This window comes from Azoarcus sp. DN11, from assembly GCF_003628555.1.
In the GTDB taxonomy this organism is placed as follows: Bacteria; Pseudomonadota; Gammaproteobacteria; order Burkholderiales; family Rhodocyclaceae; genus Aromatoleum.
This window is the reverse complement of sequence record NZ_CP021731.1, coordinates 2114013-2132720: the sequence shown is the minus strand read 5'-3', so window position 1 is coordinate 2132720 and position 18708 is coordinate 2114013. Positions and strand designations below refer to the sequence as shown.

Annotated in this window: 16 protein-coding genes; 6 read left to right on the top strand and 10 right to left on the bottom strand. The window is 67.2% G+C overall.

What is annotated here, in order from left to right; genetic code table 11:
* Nucleotides 1-6: 6 nt before the first annotated feature.
* On the bottom strand, nucleotides 7-1557 hold the full coding sequence (locus CDA09_RS09730; RefSeq protein WP_286164448.1) for a DUF1302 domain-containing protein: 1551 nt from the start codon (nucleotides 1555-1557) through the stop codon (nucleotides 7-9).
* Nucleotides 1558-2018: 461 nt separating this feature from the next.
* On the opposite strand from CDA09_RS09730, the gene oah reads away from it, so the two are divergent.
* A complete protein-coding gene (gene oah, locus CDA09_RS09725) occupies nucleotides 2019-3146 on the top strand; it encodes a 6-oxocyclohex-1-ene-1-carbonyl-CoA hydratase (protein WP_121428436.1) in 1128 nt (375 codons plus the stop codon).
* 383 nt (nucleotides 3147-3529) lie between these two features.
* Here oah and CDA09_RS09720 read toward each other — a convergent pair whose 3' ends face one another.
* The 8 genes from CDA09_RS09720 to CDA09_RS09685 form a co-directional block, all read right to left on the bottom strand.
* Nucleotides 3530-5185, bottom strand: coding sequence for an electron transfer flavoprotein-ubiquinone oxidoreductase (locus CDA09_RS09720; RefSeq protein WP_174718428.1), 1656 nt, complete (start codon nucleotides 5183-5185; stop codon nucleotides 3530-3532).
* Nucleotides 5182-6021 (bottom strand): SDR family NAD(P)-dependent oxidoreductase, encoded by an 840-nt coding sequence (locus CDA09_RS09715; RefSeq protein WP_121428435.1) that lies wholly within the window; start codon nucleotides 6019-6021, stop codon nucleotides 5182-5184. The genes CDA09_RS09720 and CDA09_RS09715 overlap by 4 nt, the downstream gene beginning before the upstream one ends.
* Before the next feature lie 112 nt (nucleotides 6022-6133).
* Nucleotides 6134-7303, bottom strand: a complete 1170-nt coding sequence (locus tag CDA09_RS09710) for a helix-turn-helix transcriptional regulator (protein ID WP_286164447.1) — start codon at nucleotides 7301-7303, stop codon at nucleotides 6134-6136.
* Nucleotides 7304-7465: 162 nt separating this feature from the next.
* The gene (locus CDA09_RS09705) at nucleotides 7466-8410 is read right to left on the bottom strand and encodes an electron transfer flavoprotein subunit alpha/FixB family protein (RefSeq protein ID WP_121428434.1); all 945 of its coding nucleotides are present in this window, start codon (nucleotides 8408-8410) and stop codon (nucleotides 7466-7468) included.
* Between the two features lie 14 nt (nucleotides 8411-8424).
* Nucleotides 8425-9186 (bottom strand): electron transfer flavoprotein subunit beta/FixA family protein, encoded by a 762-nt coding sequence (locus CDA09_RS09700; RefSeq protein ID WP_121428433.1) that lies wholly within the window; start codon nucleotides 9184-9186, stop codon nucleotides 8425-8427.
* Between the two features lie 155 nt (nucleotides 9187-9341).
* Nucleotides 9342-10397: a ferredoxin--NADP reductase gene (locus CDA09_RS09695; RefSeq protein WP_121428432.1), complete on the bottom strand. Its 1056-nt coding sequence runs from the start codon at nucleotides 10395-10397 to the stop codon at nucleotides 9342-9344.
* On the bottom strand, nucleotides 10394-11152 hold the full coding sequence (locus CDA09_RS09690) for an SDR family oxidoreductase (RefSeq protein ID WP_121428431.1): 759 nt from the start codon (nucleotides 11150-11152) through the stop codon (nucleotides 10394-10396). Before CDA09_RS09690 ends, CDA09_RS09695 begins: the two co-directional genes overlap by 4 nt.
* Nucleotides 11153-11194: 42 nt before the next feature.
* Entirely contained in the window at nucleotides 11195-12418 is a 1224-nt protein-coding gene (locus tag CDA09_RS09685; protein ID WP_121428430.1) for an acyl-CoA dehydrogenase family protein, read from the bottom strand.
* A 264-nt stretch (nucleotides 12419-12682) separates the two neighbouring features.
* On the opposite strand from CDA09_RS09685, the gene CDA09_RS09680 reads away from it, so the two are divergent.
* From CDA09_RS09680 to CDA09_RS09675, 3 genes are all read left to right on the top strand, one after another.
* Nucleotides 12683-13666: a WD40/YVTN/BNR-like repeat-containing protein gene (locus CDA09_RS09680; protein ID WP_121428429.1), complete on the top strand. Its 984-nt coding sequence runs from the start codon at nucleotides 12683-12685 to the stop codon at nucleotides 13664-13666.
* Nucleotides 13667-13867: 201 nt separating this feature from the next.
* Nucleotides 13868-14152, top strand: a complete 285-nt coding sequence (locus CDA09_RS23145; RefSeq protein WP_128106552.1) for a hypothetical protein — start codon at nucleotides 13868-13870, stop codon at nucleotides 14150-14152.
* Nucleotides 14149-14478, top strand: a complete 330-nt coding sequence (locus CDA09_RS09675; protein WP_121430807.1) for a hypothetical protein — start codon at nucleotides 14149-14151, stop codon at nucleotides 14476-14478. The genes CDA09_RS23145 and CDA09_RS09675 overlap by 4 nt, the downstream gene beginning before the upstream one ends.
* 92 nt (nucleotides 14479-14570) lie before the next feature.
* On the opposite strand, the gene CDA09_RS09670 is transcribed toward CDA09_RS09675, so the two are convergent.
* Nucleotides 14571-15677 (bottom strand): aromatic ring-hydroxylating dioxygenase subunit alpha, encoded by a 1107-nt coding sequence (locus CDA09_RS09670; RefSeq protein WP_121428428.1) that lies wholly within the window; start codon nucleotides 15675-15677, stop codon nucleotides 14571-14573.
* 208 nt (nucleotides 15678-15885) lie between these two features.
* Between CDA09_RS09670 and CDA09_RS09665 the strand changes: the two genes are divergently transcribed.
* Nucleotides 15886-16968 carry an MBL fold metallo-hydrolase gene (locus CDA09_RS09665; RefSeq protein ID WP_121428427.1) on the top strand — a complete coding sequence of 361 codons (1083 nt, stop codon included), beginning with the start codon at nucleotides 15886-15888 and terminating at the stop codon, nucleotides 16966-16968.
* A gap of 15 nt (nucleotides 16969-16983) precedes the next feature.
* The gene (locus CDA09_RS09660) at nucleotides 16984-18699 is read left to right on the top strand and encodes a class I adenylate-forming enzyme family protein (RefSeq protein ID WP_121428426.1); all 1716 of its coding nucleotides are present in this window, start codon (nucleotides 16984-16986) and stop codon (nucleotides 18697-18699) included.
* Nucleotides 18700-18708: the final 9 nt, after the last annotated feature.

Here is an 18708-nt window from a genome sequence, read left to right as displayed (position 1 = left end):
ACGCAATCAGAAGGTGTATTTGGCGCTGAGCGACACGTAGTCGCGATCGGTCAACGTCCGGCCGTTGGCCAGATCGGGGGAGCCGAGGAAGGCGACGTAGGTCAGGCCAACCGTGAAGTTGCCGAGGCGCTTGAAATCGGCGCCCAGCGTGATCCGGCGGTCGTCCTTGCCCATACCGAATAACGCGCTGCCATCGACGTTCTGCGTCCAGATCGCCTTCGTCGACAGATCCCAGCCGTCGAACACGTTGGGGTAGTCGAAGATCGCACCCAGGCCCAGCAGGGTCGAGGTCTTCGTCTGAGTGTCGGAAGTGAAGTCCTTGAAGGTCCCGTTCTGGCCCGGCAGACCGCCGGTGATCGTGAGCTTGTCGACACCTTCGATGCGCTGATGCACGACTTCGCCCATCAGCGTCGTCTGATGTGCGAACTTCGACGGACCGAGGATGTAGAGAAAATTGAGGTTGCCCTGTGTAAGCTGGCCGCGCGCGGGCGCGCCGTTCGACAGATAGACGGGCGCGCCGTCGCGGTAGCTCACGTCGGCGCCGATTTGCACGGCATCGCCGATCTTGGTACTGAGGCTCACGCCGGTGAGCTTGATGTCGTCGAAGTAGGCGAGCTTGTAATACGGGGCACTTGCCGGCGAGGCCTTGCGCCCGAATCGTTGGAATGACGAATACTGCGTCGCACCCGTGAAATCGAAGAATATCGCGCCGATGCGGTCATGGTAGCGGTAGTGGTAGAGTCCGAGTTCGGTGGTGTCGCCCAGCCGGAAGCGCGACGCCAGGCCCCACTCGCCGGTGTTCCGCGGCTTGATCTCACCGGCGAAATTGACGACACGGAAGGAGTGATCGGGCAGCGTATCGATCACACCCGGTGCGAGACGGAAAAACTGCGCGCCCGGACCAAAGTAGTCGCTGCCGAAGAAGTCGCCCACCGGATTGAGCTGCGTCTTTTCCCATTCGTACTGGTAGTAGCCCGCGAGAGTCAGCCACGGATTCACCGTGAAGGATGCCGACACCTGGCCGACAGGCAGGTAACCTTCCTTCGCCTCCGTGCCGGGCACGTTGAACTTCGTCGCGTCCAGCGGCGACTGCCCCTGGCTGATGTTCGGCCAGAACAGGCTTTCGCCCCACGCGAGCACGTGCCGGCCCGCTTTCAGCGACAGGAACTGCTCGTCGCCCAGCATCCAGTTGCCATAGGCGAAGGCATCGAGGATGCGCGAGTTCTTGCCGCTCAGCTGGCGCGTGCGGCGCGTGAATTCGTCGTGGTCGCCGGTCTTGTTGACGGTGAGCGGCGAGTCGTTGTCGTTGGCGGAGCGATAGGCCCAGTCGTAGAAGCTGCTCGCCCTCAGCATCGCGCCGAGGTTGTCGTGCTTGAGCCGGACTTCGGCCAGCGCATTGGCGCGATTCGTGAACAGCGAGCCGCGTTTGAAATTGCGCGTGCCGTCGTCGCTGTTGAGGTCGTTCAGGTATTCGTGCGCGGCCTTTTCCGTGCGCGTCGACGCCGTGTAGGACAGCGTCAGCGAATAATCGAGCGTGGTATCCGATCCCAGTTGCACGGGCGCCGCCGCGTGCAGCCCCGCACTCGCAAACGCCATGCACAAGGGCGAAAGCGCCCGTACCAGTGGGCGCCTGCGCTTTCCTGCGCCATTCCCGTGCCTTTCAAGCTGTGATGCAAGCATCCCGTCTCCCTCACGATGTGAGCTCACGTCGGCTGTCCCCGGCGGGGGCCGAGTCGGCCTGTTATTGGAATCACCCTGCGGCACGGAGATGCTCGCACCTCGCCCCTGGCGCGACATCACTAAAACGAACTATGGAAAGGCGTGGCGACAGCGGCGCTTTCCGCTCCCCGGCTATCCCATCCCCCGCGTGTCCGCATCACCGGAATCGGTGATTCGTGCGCGGCGCCGTGCCTGTACGGTCGAGGCGAAATCAAAGATAGAAATCCGATTGTTGGATCGACATCACTGCAATGTGTTGCCGGAAATCCTTCCGGCACACTCAATACCTGGAGACCGACGTGAGCCTGGACTTTCTGAAACGTGACAACGAACTGAAGAATCACGCCCTCATCGACAACGCGCATGTGGGCACCGCGGCGCCCTCGGTGATCTACGAGAAGCGGCCCGTGATCGACGCCAACGGCAAGCCGGTGGAGGACCTGTACTCGGCCTGGATCACGCTGAACAACCCGGCGCAGTACAACTCCTACACGACGGAAATGGTGAAGGGCGTCATCGAGGCATTCCAGACTGCGTCGTCGGACCGCAGCGTGGTGGCTGCGGTCTTCACCGCCACGGGCGACAAGGCGTGGTGCAGCGGCGGCAACACGGCCGAATACGCGTCCTACTATTCGCGGCGGCCGCAGGAATACGGCGACTACATCGACCTCTTCATCGGCATGGTCGACGGCATCCTCAACTGCAAGAAGCCGGTGATCTGCCGCGTGAATGGCATGCGCGTCGCGGGCGGCCAGGAAATCGGCATGGCGACCGACATCACGATCTCGTCGGACATGGCCGTGTATGGCCAGGCCGGACCGAAACACGGGAGCGCGCCGGTGGGCGGCTCGACGGACTTCCTGCCGTGGTTCCTGTCGATGGAAGACGCGATCTACAACTGCGTCTCGTGCGAGCTGTGGAGCGCGTACAAGATGAAGTACAAGGGCATGATCTCGAAGGTCCTGCCGGTGCTGAAGAAGAACGGCGAGTGGATCCCCAACCCCAAGGTGCGGACCGATACGTGGTCAGAGATGGGGCAGATCGTGTACGGCGAGATGGTCCAGGGCGAAGCGCTGGCGCGCGCCGAGGCGCTGATCGCGCAATGCGAGGTGGATTTCGAGCTGCTCGACAAGGAAGTGAATGCGATGATCTGGCGCTTCACCAACCTCTTCCCGAACTGCCTGATGAACTCGATCGACGCGATCCGCGGCAAGAAGAAGTTCTTCTGGGATCAGCAGAAGGCCGCGCAGCGCCATTGGCTTGCCGCGAACATGAACAACGAAGCCTGGCTGGGCTTCAACGCCTTCGAGTCGCGCAAGATCACGGGCAAGGACACGGTCGATTTCGTGAAGTACCGCCAACTGCTCGCGAAGGGCGCGCAGATCGACGAGCATTTCGCCGAGCAGGTGCTGGCCGCCCCGCGCTGAGGTACGTCGCAACTCAGTAGTGTAGCGGTGCACGCTGTACGGCATAGCTCCCTCCCCTTCAAGGGGAGGGCTGGGGTGGGGATGGGTGGACTCCGAAGCGCTTGCAAGAAACCCATCCCCATCCTGTCCTTCCCCTTGAAGGGGAAGGGACCTGCTAATTGGCTCCGCGGCACACGAGGAGGAGGCCGCCGCAACCTGAATTGCTGCGCTTCAGATAAGTCCCGCCAAGAACACACCACTACGCTAGCGAGCGCGCCGGCAACGCTGCAAGACGCTGCCGGCGCCGCCATTTATAAAAACGAAGGTGTCACGCAAGAGGGAGAGGAGGAGAGCGTAGAACCCCAAAGCGTTTGTTGCGACACCCCCGGAAAAGTCTGCCGGTGCTACATCCCCTGGTAGATCGGCCCTTCGCCGCCCTGCGGCACGACCCAGTCGATGTTCTGCGTCGGGTCCTTGATGTCGCAGGTCTTGCAGTGCACGCAGTTCTGCGCGTTGATCTGCAGGCGCGGGCCCGCTTCCTCGCGCACGATCTCGTACACGCCGGCTGGGCAGTAGCGCTGCTCGGGCGCGTCGTACTTCGCGAGATTGATCGCGATCGGCACCGACGCATCCTTCAGCCGCAGGTGGCAGGGTTGGTCTTCCTCGTGGTTGGTGTTCGACAGGAACACCGAGGAGAGGCGGTCGAAGGTCAGCACGCCGTCGGGTTTCGGGTAGTCGATCTTCGGGCACTCGGACGCGGGCTTGAGCTTGTCGTGGTCGGACGAGTTGTGCAGCGTCCACGGCGCCTTGCCCTGGAACACCTTCTGGTCGATGCCGAACAGCAGCGAGCCCATCCACAGGCCCTTCTTCATGTAGGGCTTGAAGTTGCGCGTTTTGTGCAGCTCCGCGTACAGCCAGCTGCTCTTAAACGCGTCGGGGAAGGCCGTGAGTTCGTCGCTCTGGCGCTCCGCGGCCACCGCCTCGAACGCGGCCTCGGCCGCGAGCGCGCCGCTCTTGATCGCGGCGTGGCTGCCCTTGATGCGCGCGGCGTTGAGGAAGCCCGCGTCGTCGCCGATCAGCGCGCCGCCCGGGAACACCAGCTTGGGCTGGCTCTGCAGGCCGCCCGCGGCGATCGCGCGCGCGCCATAGGCCAGGCGCTTGCCGCCTTCGAGATACTTGCGGATCTCGGGATGGGTCTTGTAGCGCTGGAATTCCTCGAACGGCGACAGGTGCGGGTTGGTGTAGTTGAGGCCCACGACGTAGCCGATCGCGACGAGGTTGTCCTCGAGGTGATAGACGAAGCCGCCGCCGTAGGTGTCGGAGGGCAGCGGCCAGCCCGTGGTGTGCACGACCACGCCCGGCTCGTGGCGCTCGGCCGGCACTTCCCACAGCTCCTTGAGGCCGATACCGTAGGTCTGCGGATCGACGCCGTCGCGCAGGTTGAATTTCGCTTCGAGCTGCTTGCCCAAGTGGCCGCGGCAGCCTTCGGCGAACAGCGTGTATTTCGCGTGCAGCTCCATGCCAGGCTGGTAGGCGGGGCCGTGCTCGCCTTCGCGCGTCACCCCCATGTCACCGGTCACCACACCCTTCACGGCACCGCTCGTTTCGCCACTGAGGTCGTACAGGATCTCGGCCCCGGCAAAACCCGGATAGACCTCGACGCCCAGCGCTTCGGCCTGCTCGCCGAGCCACTCGGCGACGTTCCCGAGGCGCACGATGTAGTTGCCGTGGTTCAGGAAACAGTCCGGCAGCAGGCCGTTGGGGACCTTGCGCCCGCCGGTTTCGTTGAGGAAGATCACGCGGTCTTCGGTGACGGCGGTGTTGAGCGGCGCGCCCTGTTCCTTCCAGTCGGGGATCAGTTCGTCGAGCGCGCGCGGGTCCATCACCGCGCCGGAGAGGATGTGCGCGCCGATCTCGGCAGCCTTCTCGATCAGGCAAACGGAAACTTCGCTGCCTTTCTCGGCCGCCAGTTGCTTCAGCCTGATCGCAGCCGCCAGCCCCGCGGGCCCACCGCCGACGATCAGGACGTCGAATTCCATCGATTCGCGTTCGTTGCTCATGGTTTGCGCCAGTCCGGGACGATGCCGTGTTCGAGCGCGAAGGGCTGGGCGTTGATCGTGCGTTTCTGGAATCGGGCCGCATCGGCGGCGGTCGCGAGCCACAGCAGGACGGCGGCCGGGACTTCCGGCGGTGCCGATCCGTTGCGCAGCGCGATCACGCCTTTCTCGCCGATCGTGACTTTCAGCGCGTCCGTCGTCACGACGCCCGGATTGACCGTGAAGGCGCGGATACCCTTTTCACCGAGTTCGACCGACAGGATGCCCGACAGGCGCGACACCGCCGCCTTGCCGGCGCCGTACGCATAGCCCCAGCCGCCCCGCCCCGCGGGAACGGGCGGATCGCTTTCGCCGGCGCCCGAGGTGATGTTGATCACGACGCCCTCGCCCTGCGCGAGCATCGCAGGCAGCACGGCGCGCGTGAGCAGGAAGGGCGCCATCACGTAGCCCTGGAACACGCGCTGCAGCGTCGCGGGTTCCAGGTCGAGGAAGGGCAGGTTGAGGTCACCCCCCTGGTACACGGCGTTGTTAACCAGCACGTCGATGCGGCCGAATTCGCGCAGCACGGCCTCGCCGGCCGCCTGCACCGACGCGTCGTCGAGCAGGTCCATGCGGATCGCGAGCGCGCGACGTCCGAGGCCGCGAATGGCGGCGGCAGTGCCTGCAAGGCTGCCGGGCAAGGGGCTGCCGTCCGCCTTGTACAGGGCGTGCGCGTGGGTCTCACCCTCTTCCATCGTGCGTGCGCTGATGGCGACATCGAAACCGGCGCGCGCGAAAGCGATGGCCGTTTCGCGCCCGATGCCGCGGCTGGCTCCCGTCACGAATGCAACTTTCTGCATGAAATCCTCGACGACCGACTGTGTTGACCGGATATTCCGCTGTTTGACGCGGCTTCGCATCGTCCATTCAGATCATGTCCGACGCATTTCCGGCTGCCGGAGGGCGCGCGGCTCAGCCGTTCTTGCTGAGCGCCGCGACGCTGTTGAGCATGATGCGCACGAGCTCAGTCTGCCGCCGCACGCCGGTCTTGGAGAAGATCGAGCGCAGGTGGGCGCGCGCGGTGTTGCGGCGGATGCCGAGGGCCTCGGCGGCCTCCTCGAGCGACAGGCCGTTGGTAAGTTCGAGCGCCAGCGCGGTCTCCGCGGGCGTGAGGTTGAAGAGCTGCTTCGCGACCGTGCTGCTCGCCAGCGACTTGCCGGTCGCATCGCGGATGTAGACCACCGCGGCGGGCTGGCCCTTGCCTTCGGCCCATTCGCTCGACGGCACGACCTCGACCACCACGCCCAGGCTCACCTGCCCGGAAGGCCGCGCGATGGACATCGCTTCGGCAACCGCGACATCGTCCGTGCCGTAGCGCGCGAAGGCGTTGCGCACCAGGCGCTGCAGCTCGCGGTTGTCGCTCGGGTAGGACGCTTCGAGCCGTCCGCCGACGATCTTGAGGCCGTCGGCGGACGCGAGGATCTCCTTCGCGATCAGGTTCTGGTCGAGCACCTTGCCGCTCTCGTCCAGCACGATCGTCGCGATCGACAGCCGGCCGATCGCCTGCGCGTACATCGCGCCCAGCGATTCGCTGCGGTCGAGCTGGTTGTGAATCTGCAGCGCACGCCGCAGATGGGGCAGCAGCGCTTCGCAGCGCGCGCGGTCCTCGGCCGAGAACTTCGGCGCATCCTCCGGGCGCGTGATGCGGAAACGCAGCTTGCCGGCCCCCGGGGTCGCGATATCGACGCCCATGACGTGAAAGACGCCATGACCCGCGCACCAGTGCTGGTAGTAGGACGAGCGCCGCCACTCGCTCTCGCTCATCAGGTCCTCGACCGTAAACACCTTGTCGGCCGGCTGATTGACGAAGGGCGTCGTCGTCTGCGGGTAGTTCATGTAGGTGACGCGGCCGCCGCCCTCGACGTCGCCGACGGCGATCATCAGGCCCTTGTCGGTCATTTCGGGCGTGCGCAGGATCAGCGTGACGTAGTTCGCCGTGAAGATCTGCCGCAGATATTCGAGCGCGTCCGCCCACGACCTGGTGTCGAGGGCCGCGTCGTACAAGGCTCTGACGATCCGGTCGTACTGCTCCAGATCGAAATTCGACTGCATCAGGGACGAAGATCCCTTGGTTGCTTCCACGATCTCTCCTTCACCGGGAATTCGTCTATTGGGGGTTCCCTCCTTTGGGGTTCCCTCCACGTCTCGGCCATTCACATCGTTGCCGCAACTGCCGAAGCCGTTTTCTGCCCCGACCCGCACGGCCCGGGAATGTTGCCCGGACCGCGATCATCTTACTTGTCGTCAGCTCGCCGCGAGCCCGGCCGCCAGCTGCGGGACCGCGTCGAACAGGTCGCCCACCAGCCCGAAGTCGGCCACCTGGAAGATCGGCGCGTCCGGATCCTTGTTGATCGCGACGATGACCTTCGAGTCCTTCATGCCGGCCAGGTGCTGGATCGCGCCCGAGATGCCCACCGCGACGTACAGGTCGGGGGCGACGATCTTGCCCGTCTGGCCGACCTGGTAGTCGTTCGGCACATAGCCCGCATCCACCGCCGCGCGCGACGCACCGAGCGCCGCGCCGAGCCGGTCGGCCAGCGGTTCGAGCACTTCGCGGTACTTCTCCCCGCTGCCGAGGCCGCGTCCGCCCGACACGACGATGCGCGCCGCCGCGAGCTCAGGGCGTTCCGACTTGCTCAGTTCGCGTCCGAGCAGGCGCGCAACGCCGAGGTCCGCCGCCGCCGCCCGTTCGCGCACGCCCGCCACACCCTCGCCGGACGCTGCGGCGAACGCGGTGGTGCGCACCGTGATCACCTGTACCGGCTCGTCCGATTCGACCGTCACCATGACGTTTCCAGCATAGACCGGGCGCACATAGCGTCCAGCGCCGGCGATCGACACCACGTCGGAAACCGGCGCCACGTCGAGCAAGGCGGCGGTCCGCGGAGCGAGATTCTTGCCGAAGCTCGTTCCGCCCGCAACCACGGCGGTGAAACCTTCGCCGCGGACGAGTTCGGCGACCAGCACGGCGAGGTTTTCGACCGTCTGGTCCCGATAATGCGCGGCATTCACCGCGATGACCTCCGCAACGCCCGCCAGCGCGGCGGCTTCGCCTGCGGCGGCGGCCGTATCGTGGCCGGCCACCAGCACATGCACGGGCGCGCCGAATGACTGCGCGGCAGTGACCGCGTTGAGCGTCGCGCCGGCGAGCTTGCCGTCGTCGTGTTCCGCAATGACCAGAACCTTCATGTTCTCGGGACTCCTCAGATGACCTTGGCGTCGTTCCGGAGCCGGGCGATCAGGTCGGCCACGTCGGCGACCTTGATGCCCGCTTTGCGGACCGGCGGTTCGGAATATTGGGAATGGCGCAGGCGCGGCGCGATATCGACGCCGAGCCCGGCGGCGGCGATCACGTCCAGCGGCTTCTTCTTCGCCTTCATGATGTTGGGCAGCGTCGCGTAGCGCGGCTCGTTGAGGCGCAGATCCGACGTAACGACCGCCGGCAGCTTCAGTTCGAGCGTCTCCAGCCCGCCGTCGACCTCGCGCGTGACGCGCAGGGCCGCGCCCTCGACGCAGAGCTTCGACGCGAAGGTCGCCTGCGCCCAGCCCATCAGCGCGGCGAGGATCTGACCGGTCTGGTTGGCGTCGTCGTCGATCGCCTGCTTGCCGCAGATCACCAGCTGCGGCTGCTCGCGCTCCGCGACGGCCTTCAGCAGCTTGCCCACCGCGAGCGGCTGCAGTTCGGCGTCGCTCAGTTCGCCACACTCGACCAGGATCGCGCGGTCGGCGCCCATCGCCAGCGCGGTGCGCAGCGTCTCCTGGCTCGCGGCGCTGCCGCAGCTCACGGCGACGACTTCGGTCGCGATGCCGGCCTCCTTCAGGCGCACGGCCTCTTCCACCGAGATTTCATCGAAGGGGTTGATGGCCATCTTGACGCCGGCGAGCTCGACCCCGCTGCGGTCGGACTTCACCCGCACCTTGACGTTGTAATCGACCACCCGCTTCACGGGGACCAGAATCTTCACTTGCTTCTCCCACTCGGAACGTGATTTGGATGCGCCGGCCGCCGAATCGGCGTCTGGCCGGCTCCTGAACCAATCATCGCGGCCGCGGGGAAGGGAGACATCCTCCAACAGGACTAATCGGAACAGAGGCCGGAGCCCGCGCCCCGGCGGCCCGATCAGCCGGGAAAGCGCACGCGCAGGCGGTGCGAGGTCGGGACGGCCTGGCAGGAAAGGGTCCAGGCGCGGTCGAGGTCCTTCTGGTCGAGCACCTCGTTGTGGCGCAGATGCACGCTGCCTTCCTCGACCTGGCACATGCACGAGGCGCACATGCCGGCCTGACACGAATGCGGCGCGTTGAGGCCGGCGCGCAGCATCGCGTCGAGCAGCGTCTCGCTGCCGCCGCAGGCGATCGTGCGACGCTCGCCGTCGAGCGAGACTTCGAGCTCGGCCTGCTCGACGACGGCCGCGGGTGCGGTCGCGGCCGCGGCGGCGCTCACCGCGTCCGCATCCTCCTCGTCGGGCAGCGACACGAAGCGTTCGACATGCACGGCGTCGCTCGCCATGCCGACGGCTTCCAGCGCGGCCACGCTCGCGTCCATGAAGGCCGAGGGGCCGCAGATGAAGGCCTGGGCGTCGCGCCACGGCCGGGCGAGCTCCGCGAGCTGCGCGACGGCAGGCACGCCCTGCACCGAGTCCAGCCAGTGGGTCACCTGCAGGCGCGCGGGGTGGGCCACCGCGAGTTCCTTGAGGCCGTCGCGGAAGACGACGGAGCGCTCGTCGCGGTTCGCATAGATCAGGCCGACCCGCCCCTGCCCGTGCGCGAGCGCGGCGCGAAGAATGGAATACACCGGCGTGATGCCGCTGCCGGCCGCGAAGAGGACGAAATCCGCCTGCAGCGCGCGCGGCGTGAAGATGCCGGCCGGCGCCATGACGTCGAGCGTGTCGCCCGCCTTCAGCTGGTCGCACAGCCAGTTCGACGCGCGGCCATGCGCGACGCGCTTGACCGTGACGCGCGGACGGGCGTCCAGCGTCGGCGCGCTCGACATCGAATAGCAGCGCGGCAGATGGCGCCCCAGCACGGGCACGCGCAGCGTCAGGAACTGGCCGGGACGGTACTTGAAAGTCTCGGCAAGATCCGACGGCACCTCGAATTCGAACGACTTCGAGTCGTGCGTCTCGGCGACAACCGAGGCGATCTTGAGCGCGTGCCAGCGCGTGGGCGCCGTGCTCATAGCCCCATGCCCAGGATCGCGTTGTCGACGCGGATCTCGGCCCCGCTCACGAAGCGCGATTCGTCCGACACCAGGAACAGCACGACCTTGGCGATCTCGTCGGGCATGCACGCGCGCCCGCCCCGGTTCTTGTCGGGATCGAACAGCATGTATTTGGGATCGACGCCGGGAGCGCTCGCCTGCATCATCGGCGTGTAGATGCCGTCCGGATGAACCGAGTTCACCCGGATCGCATAGCCACGCTTGCGGCAGTGGAGCGCCGCGGCGCGCGTCACCGCGCCGACTGCAGCCTTCGACGCGCTGTAGGCCGCATAGCCATCCACCGGTAGCCACGACGACACGGACGCCATGTTGACGATGGCGCCGCCGCGCGCCTTCAGCGCCAGCACGCCGTACTTGCAGCCGAGGAAGCACGAGTCCGCGTTGATGCGCTGGATGCGTTGCCAGTGTTCGAGCGTGGCCTCCTCGAGGGAGGCCGATTCGAGGATGCCGGCATTGTTGACCACGGCATCGAACGACCCGAATCGGGGTTCGATGGCCGCCATCACCGCCTGCCAGTCCGCCTCGCTCGCGACGTCGTGACGCAGGAACATCGCCTGATCGCCGACTTCCTGCGCCAGCGCCTCGCCCGCCTCCACGTTGCGGTCGGTGAGGACCACCCGTGCGCCCTCGCGCGCCATCAGGAGCACATCCTCGCGCCCTACTCCACTGGCGCCGCCCGTCACCAGCACAACCTTTCCATCGAGCCGTCCCATCGTCCTCTCCCCTGTGTTGTCCATCCTGTCGCCCGCGCCCGCTCACACGAAGGGATCGGCGTTCGGCAGGCCGAGCATCACGGCGCCGTGCGCGCGGGCATAGGCGTCGGTGTTGTTCGCGATGTGCGCACGCGCCTGATGGATGTCGCGGAACACGCGCTCCACCGGATTCGTGCGGAAGGTGCCAGACGCGGCGCAGGCGCGCAGCAGCTCGTCGGCCATGCGCGCGCACACCTTGGGCACCTGCGAGGCCTGGGCGCGCTGCATCAGGCGCTCCTCGACCGGCATCCGCTCGCCCGTGCGCGCGCACTGCACGATGCGCGCATAGTTGCGGAACAGCACGAGCTTGAGCTGGTCCGTCGTCATCATCGCTTCCGACACCGCCGTCTGCGCGTTCGGGTCGTCGGCCGTCTTCGCGCCGTGCTTGCCGATGTGCGCCGCCGCCCGCTCCCGGAAGCTCGCGATCGCGCCGTCGAGCGCGCCGATGCACGAGGACGACACCGCGCGCTGGAACACCTGCGTGAAGGGGATACGGTACAGCCAGCCGGAATTCAGCTCGCGCCCCGGGCAGCCGGCGTCGGCGTGGTCGTTGGTGCGCTGGGTGCGATGCTCGGGCACGAAGGCGTTGTCGACGACGATGTCGTGGCTGCCGGTAGCGCGCAGCCCCAGCACGTCCCAGTTGCGCTCGATGCGGTAATCCGACTTGGGCAGCAGGAAGGTCGTGTGCTCGAACCCCTCGGAGCCGTCGCGTTTCGGCAGCAGCCCGCCGAGGAAGATCCATTCGCAGTGGTCGACGCCGCTCGAGAAGCTCCAGCGACCGGAGAAGCGATAACCGCCCTCGACCTTCTCCGCCTTGCCCACCGGCATGTAGGTCGACGCGATGAGCGTGCCGGAATCCTTCGCCCACACGTCCTGCTGCGCCTGCTCGGGAAACAGCGCCAGCTGCCAGTCATGCACGCCGATGACGCCGTAGATCCACGCCGTCGACATGCAGCCTTCGGCGAGCGCCATCTGGATGCGGTAGAACACGCGCGGATCGAGCTCGTAGCCGCCCCAGCGCCGCGGCTGCAACACGCGGAAGAGGCCCGCCGCGGCGATCTCGCGTACCGACTCAGGCGGCACCCTCCCTTCCCGCTCGGCATCGCTCGCGCGGGCGGCCAGGCGCGGCGCCAGCTCGCGTGCCCGCTGCAGCAGCTCGACGGCCTCGGACGTCATGTAGTCTTCGGCGAGCACGCCCGCCACCTGGTCTTCGCTCAGAACGCCCATACCTTGTCTCCTCGAAAGCGTGCCCGCCGTCGGCAAACATCGCAGTGGGGCAATTGCCCCGTTGTCGCAAGGTTTTCATACGGTCGGCAGCGACTCATCGTCTGAACGGACTAACGCCGCGAACGGCGGGGAATATGTTGCGGGCAAGAGCGCGTCGCGGAGCGCATTAACCCGTTTGGACGATGCCCTACCCCACGCGCCGTCAATAATTGGCGCACACTGCCGAGGCCTCAGGCGGCAGACCGTTCATCAAGGAGACAGTCCATGCGAACCCTCGTCGGCTTGGCGATAGCATTGGCCGTGGCGCTTGCCGGGGTCTACGCGTTTTCGCCGCGCAGCGTGCCCCCGCTTGCCGCCACCCGCATCCCGGTGGACCGGATGCAACTCACCACCATCGCGCGTACAGCCGCCGGACTGGTCACCGCGGGCGAACTCGGGACCATCCTCGTCTCCACCGACGAAGGCGCGAGCTGGCGCCGCGCAAACCTTTCCGCCAACCGCCAGGCCCTGATCACGCGCCTCGTCTTCTCCGACGACAAGACCGGCATCGCCCTCGGACACGAGGGCTGGATCCTGCGCACTGCCGACGGCGGCCTCAACTGGGTCGAAGTGGCCTTCACCGAGAAGAACGGCGAGCCGCTGATGTCCGCCGCGCGCCTGCCCTCGGGCGAATGGATCGCCGTGGGCGCCTTCGGCCGCACGCTCCGCTCGGCCAACGACGGCAAGAGCTGGGAGGAGTTCACGATCGGCGAGCAGGAAGACTGGCACCTCAACGCCATCGTTGCATCCAGGGACAAGAAAACCTGGCTGATCGTCGGCGAGGCGGGCACGATGCGGCGCTCGACCGACGGGGGGCAGCAATGGACCAAGGTGCCGGCGTTCTACAACGGCTCGCTGTACGGCGCCGTGGATCTCGGCGACCGCCGCTGGGTCGCCTACGGCATGCGCGGCAACGTGTTCCACAGCACCGACGACGGCGCCACCTGGACGCCTTCGCGCATGCCGGCGCCGATCTCCACCTACAGCCACGCGCTCGGCCCGGACGGCAAACTGCTGCTCGTCGGCCAGGGCGGCATCGTGCTGGCGAGCGCCGACGGCGGCGCGAGCTTCAGCGTTGCGCGCAAGGGCGGCCGCGAAGCCCTCACGGATCTCATCGCGTTTGCCGACGGCAAATGGCTGCTCGCGAGCGACAGCGGCCTGCAGAACTGGGTGCCCTCAGCGCCCGCCGCGCCGAAGAACGCCTCCTAGTCACAGCCCGCCCCCTCCGCCGGCATCGCTCCCCCGGGCGACGCCGGCGCGCCTTTTTCGCCCTCCGCAAGCCCGCAAGCGCCCCTTCGGCCCGCCCTCGCTCGTCCGCCCGGACTATTCGAAAGGGACGATGCGCCGCCCTGGCCGCACGGACAGAATCGGTAGCGTCAGGTGAATGCCGGCACGACCGGATCGGAGGCGATGATGGGCAAGGTCATTCGGATCGACGATTACCGCAGGGACGAATCCCGAAGCGCGGAGGCCGGCCATGAAGTCTGGTCGTGCGGCGCCTGCGGCGAAAGCGCCTGGACAGTCAGCACCTCGGGACACCTGCACTGCCGCCACTGCGACACGACCGCCGCCAACCTCCAGCTCGAAGCCCCTGCTCCCCAGCGCCCGGCCGCCCCCGAGCCCGGCGCCTCCATGCCCTGGAGCGCTTTCATGGCGTCCGCACAATGGTGGTGGACATGGGCGCCGCAATCATGAGCGCCGCCTTGAGCCCGTTGGCACTGCACCGGGAAAACCGCGAGTTCCACAGCACCGGCGGACGCAGCGAGGAGAACCGCCCGCTGGGCTTCCGCCCCGCCTTCAAGGATGTCGCCTCCGGCGCCGTCTACGACTCCCGTTTCGCCGACGGCCGCCCCGCCCCCTTCCATCTGCTGGACGGACTGCCCGAAGAAGTCATCCTGCAACGCGACCCGGGCGGCCGCGTCGGGCGGGTGAAAGACAGCATCGTCTCCGGCTTCGTGCTGGAGGGGCGGTTCTACACCCGCGAGGAAGCCGCCGGCGAAGTCGCTGCGCTGGCGGTCTGATCACGCCTCTCGCGCCCCGCCCGGCCGCTCACCAAAAAAAAACGGCCCGTCCTCGGGACGGGCCGCGATGGTCCGCTGCGATCAGAATCCGCTCAGGCCGCAGCGGCCGGCTCCGTGTAAGGCGTTGCGCCGCGCGGCACGTACAGCCCCTCGCACTGGTCGAGGAATTCCTGCTTCTTCGCGCGCGGATTGTAGAACTGCTTGTACCAGATGCGCGCCTTCATGAAGGGGCCGTCGCTGGGGATGAAGAGACCGTTGAGGCACGGGGCCTTGTTCATCCACACCTCGAAATCCTGCATGAACGAGAGGCGGCTGGCCTCCTGGAACTGGCGCGCGGCGATCGTGTCGGGCACCGTCACCACCGCGTTGTTGCCCGGCGACTTCACGAGCAGCGAGTGCCAGACCTTGATCGAACCGTCGTCGACCGGGGTGTGGGTGATCATCAGCACCGAGTCGTAGAGGCCGGTCAGGTACGAAATCAGCACCCCGGGGCCGTGGTAGGTGGTGTCGGTGTGGAGGATGGGGCTCACGCCGTCCGCACCGACCAGGGTGCGGTGCGGACCGCACTGGCGCTGCGTGGCGGTGTGGCCACGGAACTCGTTCTCGTAGCGCTCGACGGTCGAGCCGTGGATGGGGCTGAGGTGACCGTAGTCGCAGATGTTGTCGATGACTTCCTGCGGGTGCTGGTTCAGCACGCCGAGGTGGTCGAACGTCCAGCGCACCCAGGACGGGTCGTCCCATTGCGGCAGCGTCGGGTGCTCCCACTCGGGCTCGCCGCCTTCCGGGTCGTGCCACACCCAGATCGCGCCCAGGCTCTCGACGACGGTCCAGGATTTCACGCAGGCGGTGGCCGGAATCGGGCCCTGGTGGTAGGGGATGTCGTCGCACTTGCCGTCCGCACCAAAGCGCCAGGCGTGGTAGGGGCAGCGGATGCTGTCGCCCTCGACGTTGCTGCCGCCACCGTCGATGACGACGTAGGACGTGGTGTTCTGCGCCGCGAGGTGGGTCTTCATGTGCGGACAGTAGGCGTCGAGCAGCACGATCTTGCCGGTCGCGCGGCCGCGGTACAGCGCGAAGTCCTTGCCGAAGAAGCGCACCGCGAGCGGCTTGTGGGTGTTGAGTTCCGCGGCGTCGGCGATCATGAACCAGCCGCGCGGGTAGGTGAATTCGCCGAGGCGGTAATCCTTGGTGGTGGCCATCGGGCTCTCCTCTGTATGAGATGTGGGGAATTTCACCCAGATTTTCGAGTTCGCCCGCAGCACCTGCATCATCTGTTTGGACGATGGTTCGCCGCGCGCTCGGGCGCCCGCGGGGGCATCGTCCTTTTGGACGTTTTTCCCCGGCACCCCGCGGGTCTAGATTGCAGTAACGATCGGGATTTTCCGACCGCAGCACACAGGAGCATTCATGCCAGACCACGGGCTTGTTTCGGAACCGGCGTCGGCCGGACAGGAAAAGGAGGCAGAGGCGCTCGAGTATCCGTTCGCCGCTCCGGCGCCCGATGGCGAAGTCGTCGAGCTGGCGCCCGGCATCCTCTGGGCGCGCATCCCGATGCCGATGCAGCTCGACCACATCAACGTCTACCTGCTGGAGGACGGCGACGGCTGGCTGGTGGTCGACACCGGCCTGAACACCGGAAAGTCCAAGGCGCTGTGGGAGACGATCATCGCCCGCCACCTGAAGGGCTTGTCGCTGAAAGGCCTGATCTGCACCCACTTCCATTACGACCATGCCGGACTCGCGGCGTGGTTCACCGAACGTTTCGACATCCCGCTCTTCATGACGCACGGCGAGTTCTTCACGATGCGGGGGTTGAACGAACAGGTGCCCGACCCGCTGCCTGTGCCGCTGCGCCAGTTCTACCAGCGCGCCGGAATGCCCGATGCGCGCATCGACCGGATGTTCGGCGCCCTGCGGCGCGACCCCTTCATGCCGCCCCACCCGCACGCCTTCCGGCGCCTGCGCGAGGGCGACGAGTTGCGCATCGGCGGGCGCAGCTGGCGCGTCATCATCGGCGAGGGGCATTCGCCGGAACACGCCTGCCTGTACTGCGCGGCCGACCGCATCCTGATCGCCGGGGACCAGCTGCTGCCGCGCATCACATCGAACGTGCTGGTATCCGGCGTCGAGCCGGAGGCGAACCCGCTCAAGCTGTGGCTCGAATCGCTCGAACGCCTCGACCGCCTCGCCCCCGAAACGCTCGTGCTGCCGTCGCACCAGCTCGTCTTCCGCGGCCTCAACGCGCGCGTGCGGGAGTTCCGCGAGCACCATCGCCACCAGTTCGGCGTCCTGCACGACATCGTGGCCGAGGCCGGGAACTGCACCGCGTTCGAGGCCATGGCGCGGCTTTTCCCGCGCATCCTCGGCGGCGCCGACGACATGCTGGCGCTCGGCGAGACCATTGCGCACCTGTCGTGGTTGCGCTACGAAGGCGAGCTGCGGCGCGTGCTCGACGACGACGGCGCCTACCGCTTCAGCGCGGCGAATTGAATACTGGAGGGATGAATGACGAACATCATCGATGCACTGGCGGCTGCCCGCGCACAACTGCTGGCGCCCGGCGCACCGTTCGAACTGGTTGAAACCGAAATCGACGGGCGGCCGGTGAAGCGCTACCGCAATGCGTTTCCGGATCTCCCCGCCCTGATCGACGCCGGCCGCGTGCATGGCGACAAGCTCTTCGTCGTCTATCGGGACGAGCGCTGGACTTTCGCGCGCTTCTTCGCCGAAGTCGACGCGGTCGCCGCCGCGCTCCTCCGGCAGGGGCTGAAACGCGGCGACCGGGTGGCGATCGCGATGCGCAACCGTCCCGAGTGGGCCGTCGCCTTTGCCGCCGCCGCGCTGCTGGGCGCCGTTCCGGCGCCACTGAACAGCTTCGGCCTGCGCGGCGAGCTGCGTGCAGCCCTTGCAGACGTCGAACCGGCATGGCTGTTCTGCGATCCCGAACGCCTGGAACGCCTCGAAGGCGATACCGGAGTGCCCGGCTGCCGCATCGCGCTCGTCGGCGGCACGGCGCCACAAGGCGTATCGAGCTACCAGGCGATGGCGTGCGGCCCGGCGGAAGCCTTTCCGCGGCCCGCACTCGGTCCGGACGACCCCGCCCTGATCCTGTTCACCTCCGGCGCCACAAGCCAGGCGAAGGGCGTGTTGTCCTCGCAGCGCGCGGTGTGTCAGGCGCTCTTCAACATCGACTACATCGGCGCGATCTCGGCGATGACGTCCCCGCTGGCCGTTGCCGCGATCATGCAAAGCGGCCTCGCACCGACGACGCTCACCGCGGTGCCGCTGTTCCATGTCAGCGGCCTGCACGCGCAGCTCCTGTCGGCCCTGCGCAACGGCCGCCGCCTGGTGTTCATGCACCGCTGGGATCCCGCGCAGGCGCTGGCCCTGATTCGCGACGAGCAGATCACGCAGTTCAACGGCGCGCCGTCGATGGTCGCGCAACTGCTCGCGGCGCCGGGCTTCGACGACCCGGCGATCACCGGCAGCCTCGGCGGGCTCGGCTTCGGCGGCGCCGGCCTGCCGCAACCGCTGATTCGCAGCGTGTTCGCGGCCCGCCCGAACGGCTTGTCCGGCATCGGCTTCGGGCTGACGGAAACCAACGGCGTCGGGGCCGCGGGCTCGGGCGAGCTGTTCAAATACCAATCCCGCAGCTCCGGCATCGTCTCGCCCATCATCGAGGTCCGCATCGCCGGCCCGGACGGCGGCGCGCTCCTGGCGGGCGAAGCGGGCGAGATCTGCCTGCGCGGCGTCACCGTGATGCAGGGCTACTGGCGCAACGCGGAAGCGACGCGCGACGCGCTGGTCGACGGCTGGTTCCACACCGGCGACGTCGGTTACCTGGACGACGAGGGCTTCCTGTTCGTCGTCGACCGCATCAAGGACGTGATCAACCGCAGCGGCGAGAAGATCGCCGCGGCCGAAGTCGAATCCTGCCTGCTGGAGCACCCGTCGGTCATCGAGGCGGCGGTGTTCGCGCTGCCGGACGAGAATTCCGGCGAGGCCGTCGCCGCGGCTGTCGTCGTGGACGCTCCCGGCACGGTCACGTCCGACGCGCTGCGCGCACACGTCGCGGCGCGGCTCGCCGCCTACAAGGTGCCGGTGGTGGTGCATGTGCGCAGCGAGGCCCTGCCGAGGAATCCGGCCGGGAAGCTGCTGAAGATGGAGCTCAAGCGGGTATACGGGAGCTCGCTCGCAGAGTCCGGCGCCCAGGCGAGCTGAGCAGCCTTT

What these genes read in the sequence shown, in the direction of transcription:
- CDA09_RS09720 (WP_174718428.1), bottom strand. Translation starts at nt 5,185, where the DNA reads ATGAGCAACGAACGCGAATCGATGGAATTCGACGTCCTGATCGTCGGC.
- CDA09_RS09715 (WP_121428435.1), bottom strand. Translation starts at nt 6,021, where the DNA reads ATGCAGAAAGTTGCATTCGTGACGGGAGCCAGCCGCGGCATCGGGCGC.
- CDA09_RS09705 (WP_121428434.1), bottom strand. Translation starts at nt 8,410, where the DNA reads ATGAAGGTTCTGGTCATTGCGGAACACGACGACGGCAAGCTCGCCGGC.
- CDA09_RS09695 (WP_121428432.1), bottom strand. Translation starts at nt 10,397, where the DNA reads ATGAGCACGGCGCCCACGCGCTGGCACGCGCTCAAGATCGCCTCGGTT.
- CDA09_RS09690 (WP_121428431.1), bottom strand. Translation starts at nt 11,152, where the DNA reads ATGGGACGGCTCGATGGAAAGGTTGTGCTGGTGACGGGCGGCGCCAGT.
- CDA09_RS09685 (WP_121428430.1), bottom strand. Translation starts at nt 12,418, where the DNA reads ATGGGCGTTCTGAGCGAAGACCAGGTGGCGGGCGTGCTCGCCGAAGAC.
- CDA09_RS09680 (WP_121428429.1), top strand. Translation starts at nt 12,683, where the DNA reads ATGCGAACCCTCGTCGGCTTGGCGATAGCATTGGCCGTGGCGCTTGCC.
- CDA09_RS23145 (WP_128106552.1), top strand. Translation starts at nt 13,868, where the DNA reads ATGATGGGCAAGGTCATTCGGATCGACGATTACCGCAGGGACGAATCC.
- CDA09_RS09675 (WP_121430807.1), top strand. Translation starts at nt 14,149, where the DNA reads ATGAGCGCCGCCTTGAGCCCGTTGGCACTGCACCGGGAAAACCGCGAG.
- CDA09_RS09670 (WP_121428428.1), bottom strand. Translation starts at nt 15,677, where the DNA reads ATGGCCACCACCAAGGATTACCGCCTCGGCGAATTCACCTACCCGCGC.
- CDA09_RS09665 (WP_121428427.1), top strand. Translation starts at nt 15,886, where the DNA reads ATGCCAGACCACGGGCTTGTTTCGGAACCGGCGTCGGCCGGACAGGAA.
- CDA09_RS09660 (WP_121428426.1), top strand. Translation starts at nt 16,984, where the DNA reads ATGACGAACATCATCGATGCACTGGCGGCTGCCCGCGCACAACTGCTG.